This window comes from Mycobacterium shunyiense (genome assembly GCF_058270075.1).
This window is the reverse complement of sequence record NZ_JBZDPU010000014.1, coordinates 399,531-413,725: the sequence shown is the minus strand read 5'-3', so window position 1 is coordinate 413,725 and position 14,195 is coordinate 399,531. Positions and strand designations below refer to the sequence as shown.

Below are 14,195 nucleotides of genomic sequence, written 5' to 3'. Positions count from 1 at the left end.
GGTCTGCCCCCTACCGCGTCGACGAGCCGAACGGCAGCAGAGCCACCTCGCGGGCATTCTTCACCGCGACGGCAACGTCGCGCTGGTGCTGGACGCAGTTGCCCGTCACCCGGCGGGCACGGATCTTGCCGCGCTCGCTGATGTAGGTGCGCAGCAGCGCGGTGTCCTTGTAATCGATGATCTGCCCCTTGCCCTTCTTGGAGCAGAACACGCACTTGCGGGTCTTGACCGGCTTTTCCGGTGCCGGCCGCCGCTTGGTATTCGACTTGGCCATTGGTTATCTCTTCCTTGCAAAAATTTCGTTGTTGATCAGAACGGCGGCTCGTCGTCGGCTCCACTGAAGGAGCCCGACGCCGGCGCACTGCCCCACGGATCGTCTTTGGGCTCGGCCTGGCGCGAACCTCCGCCGCCACCACCACCGAAGCCACCACCACCGCCGCCGCCACTACGGCTGGCCTTGTTTACCTTGGCCGTGGCGTAGCGCAGGGACGGACCGATCTCGTCGACCTCGACCTCGACAACGGTGCGCTTCTCGCCCTCTCGGGTTTCGAAGGACCGCTGCTTGAGCCGGCCGGTGACGATCACCCGCGAACCCCGGGTGAGGCTCTCGGCCACGTTCTCGGCCGCCTCACGCCAGATGTTGCACCGCAGGAACAGCGCCTCGCCGTCCTTCCACTCGTTGCTCTGCCGATCGAACATCCTCGGCGTCGAGGCGACGGTGAAGTTGGCGACTGCTGCGCCAGACGGAGTGAAACGCAGTTCCGGGTCAGCGGTCAGGTTTCCGACAACTGTGATGGTGGTGTCACCAGCCACGAGATCCTCCTGGGATAGGCATGTCCGTTTGCGCGAAGCCTACGTAGCCCCGCCGACGACTGACAGCCTTTAGTGCTTGTCGGTCCGCATCACCTTGGTCCGCAGCACGGACTCGTTCAGGTTGAGCTGACGGTCGAGCTCGGACACGGTGGCCGGTTCAGCCTTGACGTCGACAACGGCGTAGATGCCCTCGGCGTGCTTGGCAATCTCGTAGGCCAGCCGGCGGCGTCCCCAGATGTCGACCTTGTCGACAGAACCGCCATCCTTGCGGATGACGTTCAGGAACGTCTCCAACGACGGAGCTACAGTGCGCTCGTCAAGTGTGGGGTCGAGAATGACCATGATTTCGTATGGACGCATTAGAACCTCATCACCTCCTCTGGTCGTGTACGGCCACGGCGAATTCCGTGGCAGGAGGGTCGCCTGCGTCGGCAACCGGGTTAGGCTACCGGAAATAGCCCTGATCTGCGAAATCCGTGCGATGCGGGCCATCCGACGTCAAGATCGAGGGGATCTGTGACCTATCCCAATTCGCCCTTCGGCCAGGAGTTCCCCGACCAGTCCGGCTATCCGGAGCCCAGTTACACGCAACAGCCATTGCCACCACTCTTCAGCCATCCGCAACAACTTCCCAGCGCAGGACCGTCCGTGGAACCCAGCGGGGCCACGGGGATCACCGCGGCCGTGTTCGCGGCGCTCGGCGCTGTTGCAGGCATCGGGACCAGCGTTCTGGCGGCGATCGCAGTCGCCGCATGGGCCACCAGCTCCAGCGGCTCCGGTGCCGAGCTCGCGTTTCTGATCATCGTGACCGCGCTCAATGCCGCCTTCGGAGTGATGTGTGCCATCGGAGCGGTGAAGCTGCGCGAACGGCAGATGCGAGGCCGATGGCTCGTGGTCGGGTCATGCGCGCTGGCAATCGTGAGCACCCTGCTCATCTTCGGCGTGACCGCTGCCGAAGCGTCGTCCTACGGCTACCACGCCCGTGAGATCTTCGCTGTGGTGGGGACCGTCTTCCCCATCGTGACCATGGTGTTGGCCCTGGTGCCGTCGACGACCGCGTGGATCGAAGCCGAACAGAATCCAGTTGCGCCCCAGCCCTACCCGCAGCACCCGGGCTGGGGTTGACCCGAAGCCGACCTGAAGCCAAAGCCGCTCTGAGTCACCCAAACCGGAATATGGTGAGCCTGTAAAACTTCGAGGGTCGGGGGAACCGTGACGTATCCCAATGGGCCGTACGGTCAGGGGCTTCCCGGCCAGCCCGGCTATCCGCAGCAGCCTGGCTACCCGCCGCCGCAGCCCGGCTACCCGCAGCAACCCGGCTATCCGCCGCCGGGCTACCCGCAACAGCCCTATGGCATGCCGCCCTCAGCCCCGGTGCCCCCGAGTGGGGTCACCGGCATCATCGCGGGTGTCCTTGCGGGCCTCGGCGGCTTGGCGAACGTTGTAGGGGGCCTCTTCATGGCCTTCGGGCTTTCGATACTGATAGGCGAAACGTCCGATGCTGCCGGAAGCGCATGGACACCCCTGGTCGCCATCACGGGGCTGAACATCGTTGCCGGAGTGCTGCTTCTGATCGGGACGGTGACGTTGTTGCTACGCAAGATGATTGGGCGGTGGCTCGTGGCCGCAGGCTGTTCGGCATCCATTCTGAGCACCCTGATCAATCTCACCTGGACGCCGTCGGCGATCGCGGACTATGAGTACGACCGCGGCGTCGCTGCGGATCTCGTGGGTGTGATCTTCCCGATCGCGACTCTCGTGCTGGTACTACTGCCGTCGACAGCTGCATGGATCCGGGCGAAGCAGAATCCGATTGCGCCCCAGCCGTATCCGCCGTACCCGGGCTGATTCCGTACACCCCCACCAACCACCCACGATCGGAGCAGCAGTGACCTCTCCCCACGGATCCGAGGGGCAACACCCCGAGTCCGCGCTCGTCGAATCCCGATCCGAGGGCCATCCGGAGGCCGCGCCGGGCGCGCTCACAGCGATCATCACTGCTGTCCTGTCCGGGATCGGTGCACTGCTGACTCTCAGCAACGGCATCATCGGGCTGAGCGGTCTGGCCGCACTGGCAGGAGACACGGGCCTACGGACTTTGGCCCTCAGAACCCCCGGTGCGCTGGCGTTGACCGTCCTCGCGACGCTGCTGAGCGTCGTCTGCGGAATCCTGCTTCTGGCCGGCACCGTGGCGCTGGTGCGACGCAAGATGATCGGACGCCGACTGATCGTCAGCGGCTGCGTATTGATCATCCTCGGCAGCCTGATCAGCCTCGGACTGAGTCTGGCCACGACAGCCCGCTACGGGTCCTACGCCATCAGCGGACTGGCGATCCTGAGTCTGATTCTGCCGATCGCCACCCTCGTGGTGGCATTGCTCCCGTCGACCGCGGCGTGGATCCGGGCGAAACAGGACCTGGTTGCCGCGACCTGACGCCGACTGGCTCGGGCTGCGCGAACGACACTGGCACTGTGCCCTCGGCAGTCCAGATAGGCTGGGCCCTGTCAGCCTTTGAGACTCCGGGGGGATCTGTGACGTTTCCCAGTGGTCCCTTCGATCAGGGAATGCCGGAACAACCGGCCTTCTCACAACAGCCCGTTTTCGAGACGCCGCCGCCCGTCTTCTCCCACCAGCCCGGGTTCGGCCAACCCAGCTACCCGAGCGCCCATCAGCCGGCACCGTCGAGCGTCCCGAGCGGTGCCACCGGGACCATCGCCGCCATCGTGGCGCTACTGGGCGGACTGGCCGGACTCGTCCTGGGCATCCTGATCATGGTCGCGGTGATCAGCAGGCATCGTTCCGAGGTGCCGGCTGCCACGGTTGCTCTGTTGTGTATCGCCTCCGGACTGGCACTCGTGACCGGAGCGATACAGCTGTGGCGACGCAAGGCAATCAGCCGCGGGATCATCGCCGGCGGATGTGCCGCGATCATGCTGGCCGGTGCGCTCTTTCTGATCGAAGGATTCTCCAACGCCGAACCCAGCGCGGGCGCCATCGTCACAATCGCATTGCTGGACTTCGCCTTCCCGATCGGAACGCTGGTCCTGACGATGCTGCCCTCGACGAAAGCCTGGATCCAGGCGAAGCAGGATCCAGTTGCTCCGCAGTACTATCCGCCATACCGGGGTTGAAGCGGTGCGGATCTCGTGCCTACCGCGGCCCGTGTGAACGTGGACTTCGAGGAGGCGGTGTGAACGATCCGTACGGGCCCTACCGGCCGGGGTCCGGTGGTCAGCCCGACTTCGCACAGCAGCCCTCCGGATTCCCGCAACCGGGACTCCCCCACCAGGGCGGTTCTCCACAGTTCGGCCAGCCGCCGGTCGTAAACGCCCAGCCCGGCCAACCGCAATCCGGACCAGCCGCCCCGGCCAGGGGTGTCTTCGGGATCGCCGCCGCCGCCCTGGCAGGCGTCGCCGCGGTGATAGTTTTCGGCGTCCTTCTGGCAGGGGTGGTCGCAATGCTTGTGGATGTGAGCAACGGCCGGATGGAACTCGGCGAGGCTTTGGGAACGATCGTCGGTAATCTTCTGGTGATCGGCGGCTACGGACTGCTCTGGCTGTTCGGCGCGATAAAGCTGTACAAACCCAAGAGGGCCGGCCGCGGGCTGGTGATCGCCGGTTCCGCACTGGCCGTGCCGATCGCTGTCGTCGGCCTCGCGGCGACCTACACCGACGCCACCCGCGATGGCCGCCCCGCCTTTTTCTTGGTCTGGACCGTGGTTCTCATCTACGTGCTCACGACGCTCGTCCTGGCCATGCTGCCGGCCACGGGTGCCTGGATCAGGGCCAATCAGCCTGCCGCACCAGAGGAAACCCCACCTCAGCCGTTTTCACCGTTTCAGGGGTACCCGGTGCAAAACCCGGGGTACCCGCCACATCACGGCTGAGCCCACCCATTGTCACGCCAGCGTGGCTGTCGGCGCCGAGCGTCACTCTGGCGTGACAACCGAGGCGTCCAACAGCTCGGGCTCCGGAGCCGGTTCGATACGCACCCGGTCAGCCGACGGTCGCAGCCAGTCCGGCAGCCACCGCGGCGGGCTATCGGGTGCTTTGTCGAACACCCCACCGGTGGGGTCGTCGATGCGGCCGCCGTGCCGGACCAGGTCGAGGTCCGGGCGATAGATCTGACGAATAACCAACGCGCACAACGCGATCACCGCGAGATCACGCAGCAACACAGTGGTGGTGAACCACTGCTCGGGGAGACCCTTGTTGGCCTCGCCGTACAGATAGAGCATGCGCGGCACCCACACCAGGGCGTCGATGGTCATCCACGCCAACAGGATTCGGCGGTGCGGCAAGGCGAGCACCGCCAGCGGCACCAACCACAGAGAGAACTGCGGGCTCCACACCTTGTTGGTCAGTAGGAAGGTGGCGACCACCAGGAACGCCAGTTGCGCCAACCGTGGCCGCTGCGGCGCCGTCAGTGCGATGTAGCCGATCGCAATGCAGCACGCGGCGAACAACACCGCGGTGACAGTGTTCAACACCGTCGGCGGCTGCCAGAAACCCAGGTCCGGATCGAAGCCCTGCCAGTCGCTGAACGATTTCACCACGTTGTACAGCGAATCCATGTCGTCACCACGACGGGTGTTGAGCCGGAAGAACTCTGACCATCCGCGCGGGAACATCACCATGATCGGCAGGTTGACGACCAACCACGTCACCACCGCTGTCAACGCCGTCTTGCCGACCTCACGCAGACGCCCGGTGCGCAACCCGAGCAGCACGAGCGGAACGAACAACAGCAACGGATACAGCTTGGCCGCCACCCCGATTCCGATCAGCGCCCCGGCCCACACCGGTTTTCGACGGGCCCACGCCAGCATCGCGCCCGCCGCGGAGGCGGTGGCGAGGGCATCGAAATTGGTGAACACCTGGAAGATCACGATGGGTGAGCCGGCCACCAACGCGGCATCCCACACCCGCCGGCCGGCCAGTCGTGAGGTGGCCCAGATCGTCGCCAACCAGGCCAGCGCCAAACCGAACGCGGCAATGTTGAAGAACATCACCACTTCGGCGATGAGCGGGACCGACACCAGCTTCGTCAGTGCGGTATAGGTCTTGGCCAGTGACATCGACACGTACTGGTAGAGCCCCGTCAGCACCGGGTATTCCATGTAGCGGATCGCCGGACTGCCGTCGTACTGCATTCGTGGCTTGCCGGTCGCGTCGTTCTCGACCCAACTGGACTTGTAGGGAAACTTGCCCTGGTTCAACAACTCTGCGGTGTAGAGCGGAACCGTGTCGGAATAGCACAGCTCGTAATAGGCCCGGTTGTTCTCCCAGTTGGCCACCCGCTGCCCAGCGGTCCCGCTGCCGGTCGTCTGCAGGCACGCGGCCTTGGACGTATAGCCCAATGCCAGGAACACCACGGCGATGATGAACATCACCCTCAGCGGGGTCATGAAGCGGGACCGGCCGATCAACGCATGTCGGCCGACGGGCCCGCCCACCGTCTGCGACAGCGCCTCGGTCAGCCGGTCGTTGCGGCTGGGGAGGTCGCGGTCGTCGGCGCTCCGTCGGTCTTCTGCGGGCGGCGCCGGGGATACCAGTTCGGCCGGCGGGGCCGGCGAATCCAACTCGACCGGCGGAGCCGGGGACGCCTGGTCCGTCACGGAGGCGGCGGTGGCACCGGCTCGCCCGGCACGCCAGGCACAACGGGAGCTCCCGGCGGCGGTCCGATCGGCACGGTCGTCGGGGGGCCGATCGGGATCGTGATACCCGGGGCCACTTCGATGGTCGGCTGAATCACGGTCTCCGAAGGCATCACGATCGGTGGACCACCCGGAGTACCCGGTGCGGGCGGGGGCGGCGGGGCCTGCGGCACACCCGCATAGCCCCCGATCTCGGTCGGCTTCGGGAACTTCTCGTTGTCGGTGCCTTTCAGTGCGCCGTCCATCGTGGATTTCCAGATGTCCGAGGGCAGACCGGATCCGTAGACGGGGCCCCCTCCTGCCGTCTTCAACGGCTTCACACCGTCGGAGGTACCGACCCACACCGCGGTCGAAAGCGACGGTGTGTAGCCGACCATCCAGGCGTCCCGGTTGTCGCCGGTATCGCCGAGCTGATTGGTGCCCGTCTTGGCGGCCGAGGCGCGCCCGCCGGCCAGGTTGTGCCCGCGCGACCAGCCGGCGATCGGCTGCATCGCCGACGAGACGTTGTCGGCCACGGCCTTGTCGATCCGCTGTTCACCGTTGTCCTGGCTGGACGCGTCGAAAAGCACCTGTCCCGACGAGTTCACGACCTTCTGGACGAAGTGCGGCTTGTGGTAGACGCCGGAGTTCGCGAGCGTCGCGTACGCCGAAGCCATGTCGATCACCCGGGACTGGTACTGGCCCAGCACCACACCGTTGTTGGGCGGGCCGCCCTTGCCGTCCTCGGACAGCGTGTGTTCGACGCCGGGGAAACTCTCGGCCACGCCGGCATCGTGGGCCGCCTTGGCGACATCCTCGGGGCCGTGCTCCAGCTTCAACATCAACCGGTAGTAGCTGGTGTTCAGCGATCGCTTGAGCGCCTCGGCGATCGAGCAGGTGCCGCACCCTTCACCTTCGACGTTGCTGATCTTGATGCCGTTGACCTCGACCGGTCCACTGTCGACCTGATAACCCAGACCGATGCCCTGCTGCAGGGCGGCGACGAGAGCGAACACCTTGAACGAGGAGCCTGTCGGCAGACCGGCCTGGGCGAAGTCGAAGCCATTGGCATCCGAACCGCCGTAATAGGCCTTGACCGCGCCGTCACGTGGATCGATGGACACCACCGCGGTCCGCATGTCGGAGTCTTGGCCGTCCATGTATTTGGTCACCGCATTCTCGGCGGCCTGCTGGGCCTGCGGGTCGATCGTGGTGGTGACCTGCAGACCCTCGGTGTTCAGCGCCTGCTCGCTGATGTCGAACAGATCCAGCAGTTCCTTGGTGACCTGACGCTCGATCAGTCCGTTCGGGCCCGTGGTCTGATTCGCCTGGCGGGCCTGGTCCGGCGGCACCGTCGGCGGGAACACCTGGCCGGCGCGTTCCTGGGCCGACAACGCGCCCATGTCGACCATGCCGTCCAGCACCCAGTTCCACCGCTCGGCGGCGCCCTCCGGATCCACTGCGGGGTCCAGCGTCGAGGGACGCTGGATCAGCGCGGCCATCAGTGCGCCCTCGGCGACGGTGAGCTGCTCCACCGGCTTGTCGAAGTACGCCTTGGCGGCCGCCGCGATCCCGTAGGAGCCGCGACCGAAATAGATCATGTTGAGATACGCCTGCATCACAGCGTCTTTGGACCATTCGCTGGCCATCTTGGTCGAGATGACCAGTTCCTTGGCCTTACGGATCAGACCGCCGATGCCAGAGCGCTCGTCACCGACGAGCGCGTTCTTGACGTACTGCTGGGTGATGGTCGACCCGCCCTGCAGATCACCGCCGACCAGGTTGTTCTTTATCGCGCGCAACAGCGCGGTGAACGAGAAGCCCGGATTGGTGTAGAAGTCGCGGTCCTCGGCGGCCATCACCGCGTTGCGGACGTGCTCCGGGATCTTGTCGATTCCGACGTCGACGCGGTTGCCTTCAGGAGGCACGATCTTGGCGATCTCGCTGCCGTCGCTGGCCAGGATCGTCGACACCTGGTTGGTGCGGATGTCACCGGGCTGCGGGACGTCGACGATCATGTACGCCATCCCGAAGGTCACCAGCGGAAGCAAGATCATCGCCACGACAGCGGCTATCGACAGCCGTCGGACCAGCTTCCAGTTGATGTGGAACTGCCGGGTCGTCTTGGGGCTCGACCCCGACGGACCTGACGGACCCGAAGGCCCGTTCCCGCGGCCGCCTCCCGGCGGCGGAGGGGGAGATTTGGGTGGCGGCGGTTTCGGCGGCGGAGTGCCGTCCATCGCCGCCCTGACGACGTCGAGCGGGGCAGGTGCGCCGTCGCGCACCGGCGGCAGCACCGTGGTGAGCCGATCATCGGGCGGTACCGCCGGACGACCGGGACGACCCGTGGGACCGTTCGGCCGTCCCGTGGGCGCATTCTCACGAGCGGGCGGGCGGTTCTCCCGCACCGGGGGCTTGTCCAGCATCGGCGGCTTCTCCCGCGCGGGCGGGTTCTCTCGCGCGGGCGGGTTCTCTCGCACCGGGGGCTTCTGGGCCGGCGGCCGGTTTTCGCGCGCGCCGAGGCGGTCAGCCGCACTACGGATGTCGTTGGCTGACCGGCTATGGCGCCCTTCGTTATTCACTGGCCGTACGCGCCGACTTGCGCGTGCCTCGAGTGCCACGTGCCTTCGGCGGCCGAGGCGCGCCCAGGACATATGACTTGACCAAATGATTCCAACTGCAGGTGCGGCATACCTCAACCACATGGACTGCGAACTCGTCGTAACGAGTTGCCAACATCACCAGCTCCTCCGCGGTGCGCGCTGAGCCCGACACCGGGCCCAGATGATCACCGAATACCCACGACACCAGCGTGAGCTGCTCTTTACGGCAGATCGGACACATCACCGAACTTTGCTTGCCGTGAAATTTTGCCGCGCGCAGCAGGTACGGGTTGGCATCACAGACCTCCGAGACGCCGGTGCGCCCCGAATAGACCTCAGCCAGCAGGGACCGCCGCCGAAGCGCGTAATCCACCACCTGTCTCTGCAATCGCACGATGACCAGAGTACGTCGACCCCTTGGACACCGAGGCGCGACCGCGTCACACCTCCTACGATCATCTTCCGTGGCAACTCGGCAGACCTCGACCACCCGGGCCAAAGACAGCGATCGCAACGACACCTGCAAGGTGCTCGACAACGCGCTCGGTGAAGGCCAGTTGTCCATGGAAGAACACCGTCAGCGGGTGTCGGCGGCCACCAACGCCACGACCCTCGGAGACCTGGCCCGCCTGGTCGACGATCTACAGAACTCCAATGCGCCGGTGAAGATGCCGACGCTGACCGAGCCCCGCCTGCCCCGCATTCGCAAACCAGCCGGTTCCGGGTGGGGGTTGCGGGTGGCCTCGGCCGTCGTACTGGTCGTGCTCGGCATCGGTATCGGCTGGGGTCTGTACGGAAACACCCCGTCACCGTTGAGTTTCAACCCCGACCCGGGGGCGGTGCCGGACGGCATCGACCCGGTGGTGCTGACCCCGCCGACGCAGCTGCAATCGCTCAACGGGTTCAAGGGTCTGTTCGAGCAGATGCACCAGAAGTTCGGCAACACCTTGGGCTTCGAGATCGACATCCACGACGACATGGCGATGCTGGACCGGCCCGATCCGCAGGACAACCGCCGCAAACAGACCTACTACTACCGCGGCGGCTGGGGCGATCCCAGTTCGTCCCCGAGCACGATCGACAGCGACGACCGGCTGATCGACCTGGCCAAGTTCGACTACGAGAAGACCCTGGCGATCCTGCGGGGAGCACCCGACACCGTCGGGGTGAAACGGGCCGACGTCAAAGACGTCTGGATGCGGATCGGGCCGGGCAAGGACCCGTCCGCCCCCGAGGCGGTGAACGTCGAGATCTTCGTCAACAGTGATTTCGGCTCCGGCCGCATCGAGCTGTACCCCGACGGAACCACCAAGCAGCTCTGGCCCGCCAACCGCTGAGCCGGCTGCGCCGTCGTCGCCGCAGTTCGGGCCCAGCGTCACGCTGGCGTGACGCTGGAGCTCGACCGCCACTCCAGCGTGACAATCGACGGCCAATCGATGGCCAACCGCGTGAATCCGTGGCATTCAGTTGGCACGCAATATATCGGCGCGATACAGTTTGGCGAGGTGTTGATCCGTCGTAGCGATCAATTCCATCTGATCTGTCGAAAGGGGTGTTTTCGATGCTGGAGCTCGCAGTCCTGGGCCTATTGCTCGAATCACCCATGCACGGCTACGAGCTGCGCAAGCGATTGACGGGTCTGTTGGGGGCGTTCAGGGCGTTCTCGTATGGGTCGCTCTACCCGGCATTACGGCGCATGCAGGCCGATGGCCTGATCGTCGAGGACGCCGCACCCTTGGGACCGACCAAGGTGCGTCGCGCTCGGCGGGTGTATCAGCTGACCGATGCCGGCAAGCAGCGGTTCACCGAGTTGGTCGCCGACACGGGGCCACAGAACTTCTCCGACGACGGGTTCGGTGTCCACCTGGCCTTCTTCAACCGCACCCCGGCCGAGGCCAGGATGCGAATCCTTGAGGGCCGGCGTCGTCAGGTGGAGGAACGTCGGGAAGGTCTGCGTGAAGCCGTGGCGCGGGCCAGCAGTTCATTCGACCGCTACACCCGTCAGCTGCACCAACTGGGCCTGGAGTCCAGCGAACGAGAAGTCAAATGGCTCAACGAGTTGATCGCGGCCGAACGTACGGCCCAGGGGCGCTCGGAAAACATATGAGCACCGATCCGCACAAGGCCCCAGGCCGAGCACACAGAACGAGTAAGGAGATCGTCCATGTCTGAGCACGCAGGAGAAATCCGGGTCGCCATTGTCGGCGTCGGTAACTGCGCATCGTCCCTGGTCCAGGGCGTGCAGTACTACCACAACGCCGACGAAAATGCGTCCGTGCCGGGCCTGATGCACGTGAAGTTCGGCCCGTACCACGTGCGTGACGTGAAGTTCGTGGCCGCGTTCGACGTGGACGCCAAGAAGGTCGGCTTCGACCTGTCCGAGGCCATCTTCGCCTCCGAGAACAACACCATCAAGATCGCCGACGTGCCGCCGACCAACGTGACGGTGCAGCGCGGCCCGACCCTCGACGGCATCGGCAAGTACTACGCCGACACGATCGAGGTCTCTGACTTCGAGCCCGTCGACGTGGTCAAGGCGCTCAAGGATGCCAAGGTCGACGTCCTGGTCTCCTACCTCCCGGTGGGCTCCGAAGAGGCCGACAAGTTCTACGCCCAGTGCGCGATCGACGCCGGCGTGGCGTTCGTCAACGCGCTGCCGGTGTTCATCGCCTCCGACCCGGTGTGGGCCAAGAAGTTCGAGGACGCCGGTGTCCCGATCGTCGGCGACGACATCAAGAGCCAGGTCGGCGCGACCATCACCCACCGCGTCATGGCCAAGCTGTTCGAAGATCGCGGCGTCACGCTGGACCGCACCTACCAGCTCAACGTCGGCGGCAACATGGACTTCCTGAACATGCTGGAGCGCTCGCGCCTGGAGTCCAAGAAGGTCTCCAAGACCCAGGCCGTCACCTCCAACCTGACCGGCTCGCTGGCCGGCAAGGTCGAGGACAAGAACGTCCACATCGGCCCGTCCGACCACGTCGCGTGGCTCGACGACCGCAAGTGGGCCTACGTGCGCCTGGAAGGCCGCGCCTTCGGTGACGTCCCGCTGAACCTGGAGTACAAGCTTGAGGTGTGGGACTCGCCGAACTCCGCCGGTGTGATCATCGACGCGGTGCGCGCCGCCAAGATCGCCAAGGACCGCGGTATCGGCGGCCCCATCGAGGCCGCCTCGGCCTACCTGATGAAGAGCCCGCCCAAGCAGATCGCCGACGACGTCGCGCGCATCGAGCTGGAGACCTTCATCAACGGCTAGATCCTCCTTTCACTCTGCGCTCAGGGCGTGTGCTTCTCGCACATCTACGCCCTGGGCGCAGAGTCGTTTTGGAAGTAAGGTCGGCGGCGTGGTGAGCGACGACGCATTGACCGACCTCGACGAGTTCGGCCTCCTGCACGAGAACGCTGAACAGATCGGCGCAACCGCGATACCACCGGTCGAGCGCATCGAACAGGGGCCCGTCAGCGCGCTGAAGTTCGGCACTGCCGCTCCGCGGATCGTGTTCCTGCACGGCGGCGGTCAGAACGCCCACACCTGGGACACCGTGATCCTCGGACTCGGTGAGCCCGCCCTGGCCGTGGATCTACCCGGCCACGGCCGCTCGGCCTGGCGCGAGGACGGTGACTACGGCCCGAAACTCAATGCGGCAAGCCTGATTCCGGTGCTCGAAGATCACGCACCCAACCCACGCCTGGTCGTCGGAATGTCGCTCGGCGGGTTGACGGCCCTGCGGATCGCTGCGACCGAACCCCGGCTGGTTCCCGAACTCGCGCTGGTCGACGTCACCCCGTCGGCCCCCGAGCGGCACAACGAGATGACCAAGGCACAGATGGGCACCGTCGCCCTCGTGCAGGAGAACCGCACGTTCCCGACATTTCAGGCCATGCTCGATGTGACCGTCGCCGCCGCCCCACACCGGGACCGGAACTCCTTGCGGCGCGGCGTGTTCCACAACTCCAAGCAGCTCGAGGGCGGCAGCTGGACGTGGCGCTACGACACCTTCCGCAAAGGCGACGGGTTTGACGGCCTGTGGGACGACGTCCCGGCGATCACCATGCCCACCACCCTGATCCGCGGCGCCAACTCCTATTTCGTCAACGACGACGACGCCGAGCAGTTCGCAAATAGCGCACCAGGTTTCCAGCGCACCCACGTGGTCGCCGACTCGGGCCACTCGGTGCAGGGCGATCAGCCGGCCAAGCTGGTCGAGATCCTGCGCGGCCTACTGGGCTGATCCGGCGCCCCGCGCATCACATCGGAGAGCGCTGCGGGGGTTCAAAGAGCAGTCCTCGTGGGTACGCTCACCCATGTGAGCCATCCCATCCGCATCGGCGTGCAACTGCAGCCGCAGCACTCCCCCACCTACAGCCACATCCGCGACGCGGTGCGTCGCTGTGAGGACATCGGGGTCGACATCGCCTTCAACTGGGATCACTTCTTCCCGCTCTACGGCGACCCCGAAGGCGCGCACTACGAATGCTGGACGATGCTCGGCGCCTGGGCCGAGCAGACCTCGCGCATCGAGATCGGCGCACTGGTCAGCTGCAACTCCTACCGCAATCCGGAACTGTTGGCAGACATGGCCCGCACCGTCGACCACATCTCCGACGGCCGGCTCATCCTCGGCATCGGAAGCGGTTGGAAACAAAAGGATTACGACGAGTACGGATATGAGTTCGGCACCGCAGGCAGTCGCCTGGACGATCTTGCCATAGCTCTGCCGCGGATCGAGGCCCGGCTGGCCAAACTCAACCCGGCGCCCACCCGTGAGATCCCGATCCTGATCGGCGGTCAGGGGGAACGCAAGACTCTGCGCCTGGTAGCCGAGCACGCCGACATCTGGCACGCATTCGTCGACCGCAACACCTACCCGGGCAAGGCGGAGGTCCTCGCCGAACACTGCGGCATCACCGGCCGCGACCCGGCGACCGTGCAGCGCTCGGCAGGGGTGCAGGAGACCGGCGGCATCGACGCGATGCTCGCCGAGGCCGACGCACTGGCCGATCTGGGGGTCAGCATCCTGACCGTGGGGGTCAACGGTCCGGACTACGACCTGACGGGGGCCGAGGCCCTGTGCCGCTGGCGCGACGACCGAGCGCGCAAAGTTCAGCGACTGAGCTGAACCGACTCAGGTCTCCGAACTGG

The 14,195-nt window shown here is 65.7% G+C and carries 16 protein-coding genes; 10 read left to right on the top strand and 6 right to left on the bottom strand.

The genetic code is table 11. The features are described 5' to 3' along the window. Positions 1-10: 10 nt before the first annotated feature. The 3 genes from rpsR to rpsF all read right to left on the bottom strand — a co-directional run bounded on the left by rpsR (position 11) and on the right by rpsF (position 1,173). Entirely contained in the window at positions 11-274 is a 264-nt protein-coding gene (rpsR, locus tag AC4ELH_RS12985) for a 30S ribosomal protein S18 (protein WP_055119147.1), read from the bottom strand. 35 nt (positions 275-309) lie between these two features. Beyond that, on the bottom strand, positions 310-813 hold the full coding sequence (locus AC4ELH_RS12980) for a single-stranded DNA-binding protein (RefSeq protein WP_055119149.1): 504 nt from the start codon (positions 811-813) through the stop codon (positions 310-312). 69 nt (positions 814-882) lie between these two features. Continuing rightward, positions 883-1,173, bottom strand: a complete 291-nt coding sequence (rpsF, locus tag AC4ELH_RS12975) for a 30S ribosomal protein S6 (protein ID WP_018603055.1) — start codon at positions 1,171-1,173, stop codon at positions 883-885. Between the two features lie 156 nt (positions 1,174-1,329). Between rpsF and AC4ELH_RS12970 the strand changes: the two genes are divergently transcribed. The 5 genes from AC4ELH_RS12970 (at position 1,330) to AC4ELH_RS12950 (ending at position 4,700) form a co-directional block, all read left to right on the top strand. Then, positions 1,330-1,938, top strand: coding sequence for a hypothetical protein (locus AC4ELH_RS12970; protein WP_448444505.1), 609 nt, complete (start codon positions 1,330-1,332; stop codon positions 1,936-1,938). Positions 1,939-2,025: 87 nt separating this feature from the next. Then, positions 2,026-2,661, top strand: coding sequence for a hypothetical protein (locus AC4ELH_RS12965; RefSeq protein WP_448444503.1), 636 nt, complete (start codon positions 2,026-2,028; stop codon positions 2,659-2,661). A 40-nt stretch (positions 2,662-2,701) separates the two neighbouring features. After that, a complete protein-coding gene (locus tag AC4ELH_RS12960) occupies positions 2,702-3,247 on the top strand; it encodes a hypothetical protein (protein ID WP_498884779.1) in 546 nt (181 codons plus the stop codon). 131 nt (positions 3,248-3,378) lie between these two features. After that, entirely contained in the window at positions 3,379-3,945 is a 567-nt protein-coding gene (locus tag AC4ELH_RS12955; protein WP_498884778.1) for a hypothetical protein, read from the top strand. A 59-nt stretch (positions 3,946-4,004) separates the two neighbouring features. After that, positions 4,005-4,700: a hypothetical protein gene (locus AC4ELH_RS12950; RefSeq protein ID WP_498884776.1), complete on the top strand. Its 696-nt coding sequence runs from the start codon at positions 4,005-4,007 to the stop codon at positions 4,698-4,700. Positions 4,701-4,742: 42 nt separating this feature from the next. Here the strand turns inward: AC4ELH_RS12950 and AC4ELH_RS12945 are convergent, their stop codons facing one another. The 3 genes from AC4ELH_RS12945 to AC4ELH_RS12935 all read right to left on the bottom strand — a co-directional run bounded on the left by AC4ELH_RS12945 (position 4,743) and on the right by AC4ELH_RS12935 (position 9,446). Next, positions 4,743-6,395, bottom strand: a complete 1,653-nt coding sequence (locus AC4ELH_RS12945; RefSeq protein ID WP_498885040.1) for a glycosyltransferase family 87 protein — start codon at positions 6,393-6,395, stop codon at positions 4,743-4,745. Positions 6,396-6,427: 32 nt separating this feature from the next. Further along, on the bottom strand, positions 6,428-8,875 hold the full coding sequence (locus tag AC4ELH_RS12940) for a transglycosylase domain-containing protein (RefSeq protein ID WP_082963336.1): 2,448 nt from the start codon (positions 8,873-8,875) through the stop codon (positions 6,428-6,430). A gap of 148 nt (positions 8,876-9,023) precedes the next feature. Next, complete coding sequence (locus tag AC4ELH_RS12935; protein ID WP_036443617.1) at positions 9,024-9,446, bottom strand: DUF5318 domain-containing protein; 423 nt, start codon at positions 9,444-9,446, stop codon at positions 9,024-9,026. A 70-nt stretch (positions 9,447-9,516) separates the two neighbouring features. On the opposite strand from AC4ELH_RS12935, the gene AC4ELH_RS12930 reads away from it, so the two are divergent. From AC4ELH_RS12930 to AC4ELH_RS12910, 5 genes are all read left to right on the top strand, one after another. Next, positions 9,517-10,389, top strand: coding sequence for a DUF1707 SHOCT-like domain-containing protein (locus tag AC4ELH_RS12930; RefSeq protein WP_448444496.1), 873 nt, complete (start codon positions 9,517-9,519; stop codon positions 10,387-10,389). A 224-nt stretch (positions 10,390-10,613) separates the two neighbouring features. Then, entirely contained in the window at positions 10,614-11,159 is a 546-nt protein-coding gene (locus AC4ELH_RS12925; protein WP_055120968.1) for a PadR family transcriptional regulator, read from the top strand. A gap of 57 nt (positions 11,160-11,216) precedes the next feature. Then, the gene (locus AC4ELH_RS12920; protein WP_064880273.1) at positions 11,217-12,308 is read left to right on the top strand and encodes an inositol-3-phosphate synthase; all 1,092 of its coding nucleotides are present in this window, start codon (positions 11,217-11,219) and stop codon (positions 12,306-12,308) included. An 88-nt stretch (positions 12,309-12,396) separates the two neighbouring features. Beyond that, on the top strand, positions 12,397-13,284 hold the full coding sequence (locus AC4ELH_RS12915) for an alpha/beta fold hydrolase (protein WP_498884773.1): 888 nt from the start codon (positions 12,397-12,399) through the stop codon (positions 13,282-13,284). Positions 13,285-13,341: 57 nt separating this feature from the next. Continuing rightward, the gene (locus AC4ELH_RS12910; RefSeq protein ID WP_498884771.1) at positions 13,342-14,172 is read left to right on the top strand and encodes an LLM class F420-dependent oxidoreductase; all 831 of its coding nucleotides are present in this window, start codon (positions 13,342-13,344) and stop codon (positions 14,170-14,172) included. Positions 14,173-14,195 lie beyond the last annotated feature (23 nt).

Excerpts from the sequence above, each read along its gene's own strand:
- AC4ELH_RS12920 (WP_064880273.1), top strand. The coding sequence starts at position 11,217 with ATGTCTGAGCACGCAGGAGAAATCCGGGTCGCCATTGTCGGCGTCGGT.
- rpsF (WP_018603055.1), bottom strand. The coding sequence starts at position 1,173 with ATGCGTCCATACGAAATCATGGTCATTCTCGACCCCACACTTGACGAG.
- AC4ELH_RS12925 (WP_055120968.1), top strand. The coding sequence starts at position 10,614 with ATGCTGGAGCTCGCAGTCCTGGGCCTATTGCTCGAATCACCCATGCAC.
- rpsR (WP_055119147.1), bottom strand. The coding sequence starts at position 274 with ATGGCCAAGTCGAATACCAAGCGGCGGCCGGCACCGGAAAAGCCGGTC.
- AC4ELH_RS12940 (WP_082963336.1), bottom strand. The coding sequence starts at position 8,875 with ATGCTGGACAAGCCCCCGGTGCGGGAGAACCGCCCGCCCGCTCGTGAG.
- AC4ELH_RS12955 (WP_498884778.1), top strand. The coding sequence starts at position 3,379 with ATGCCGGAACAACCGGCCTTCTCACAACAGCCCGTTTTCGAGACGCCG.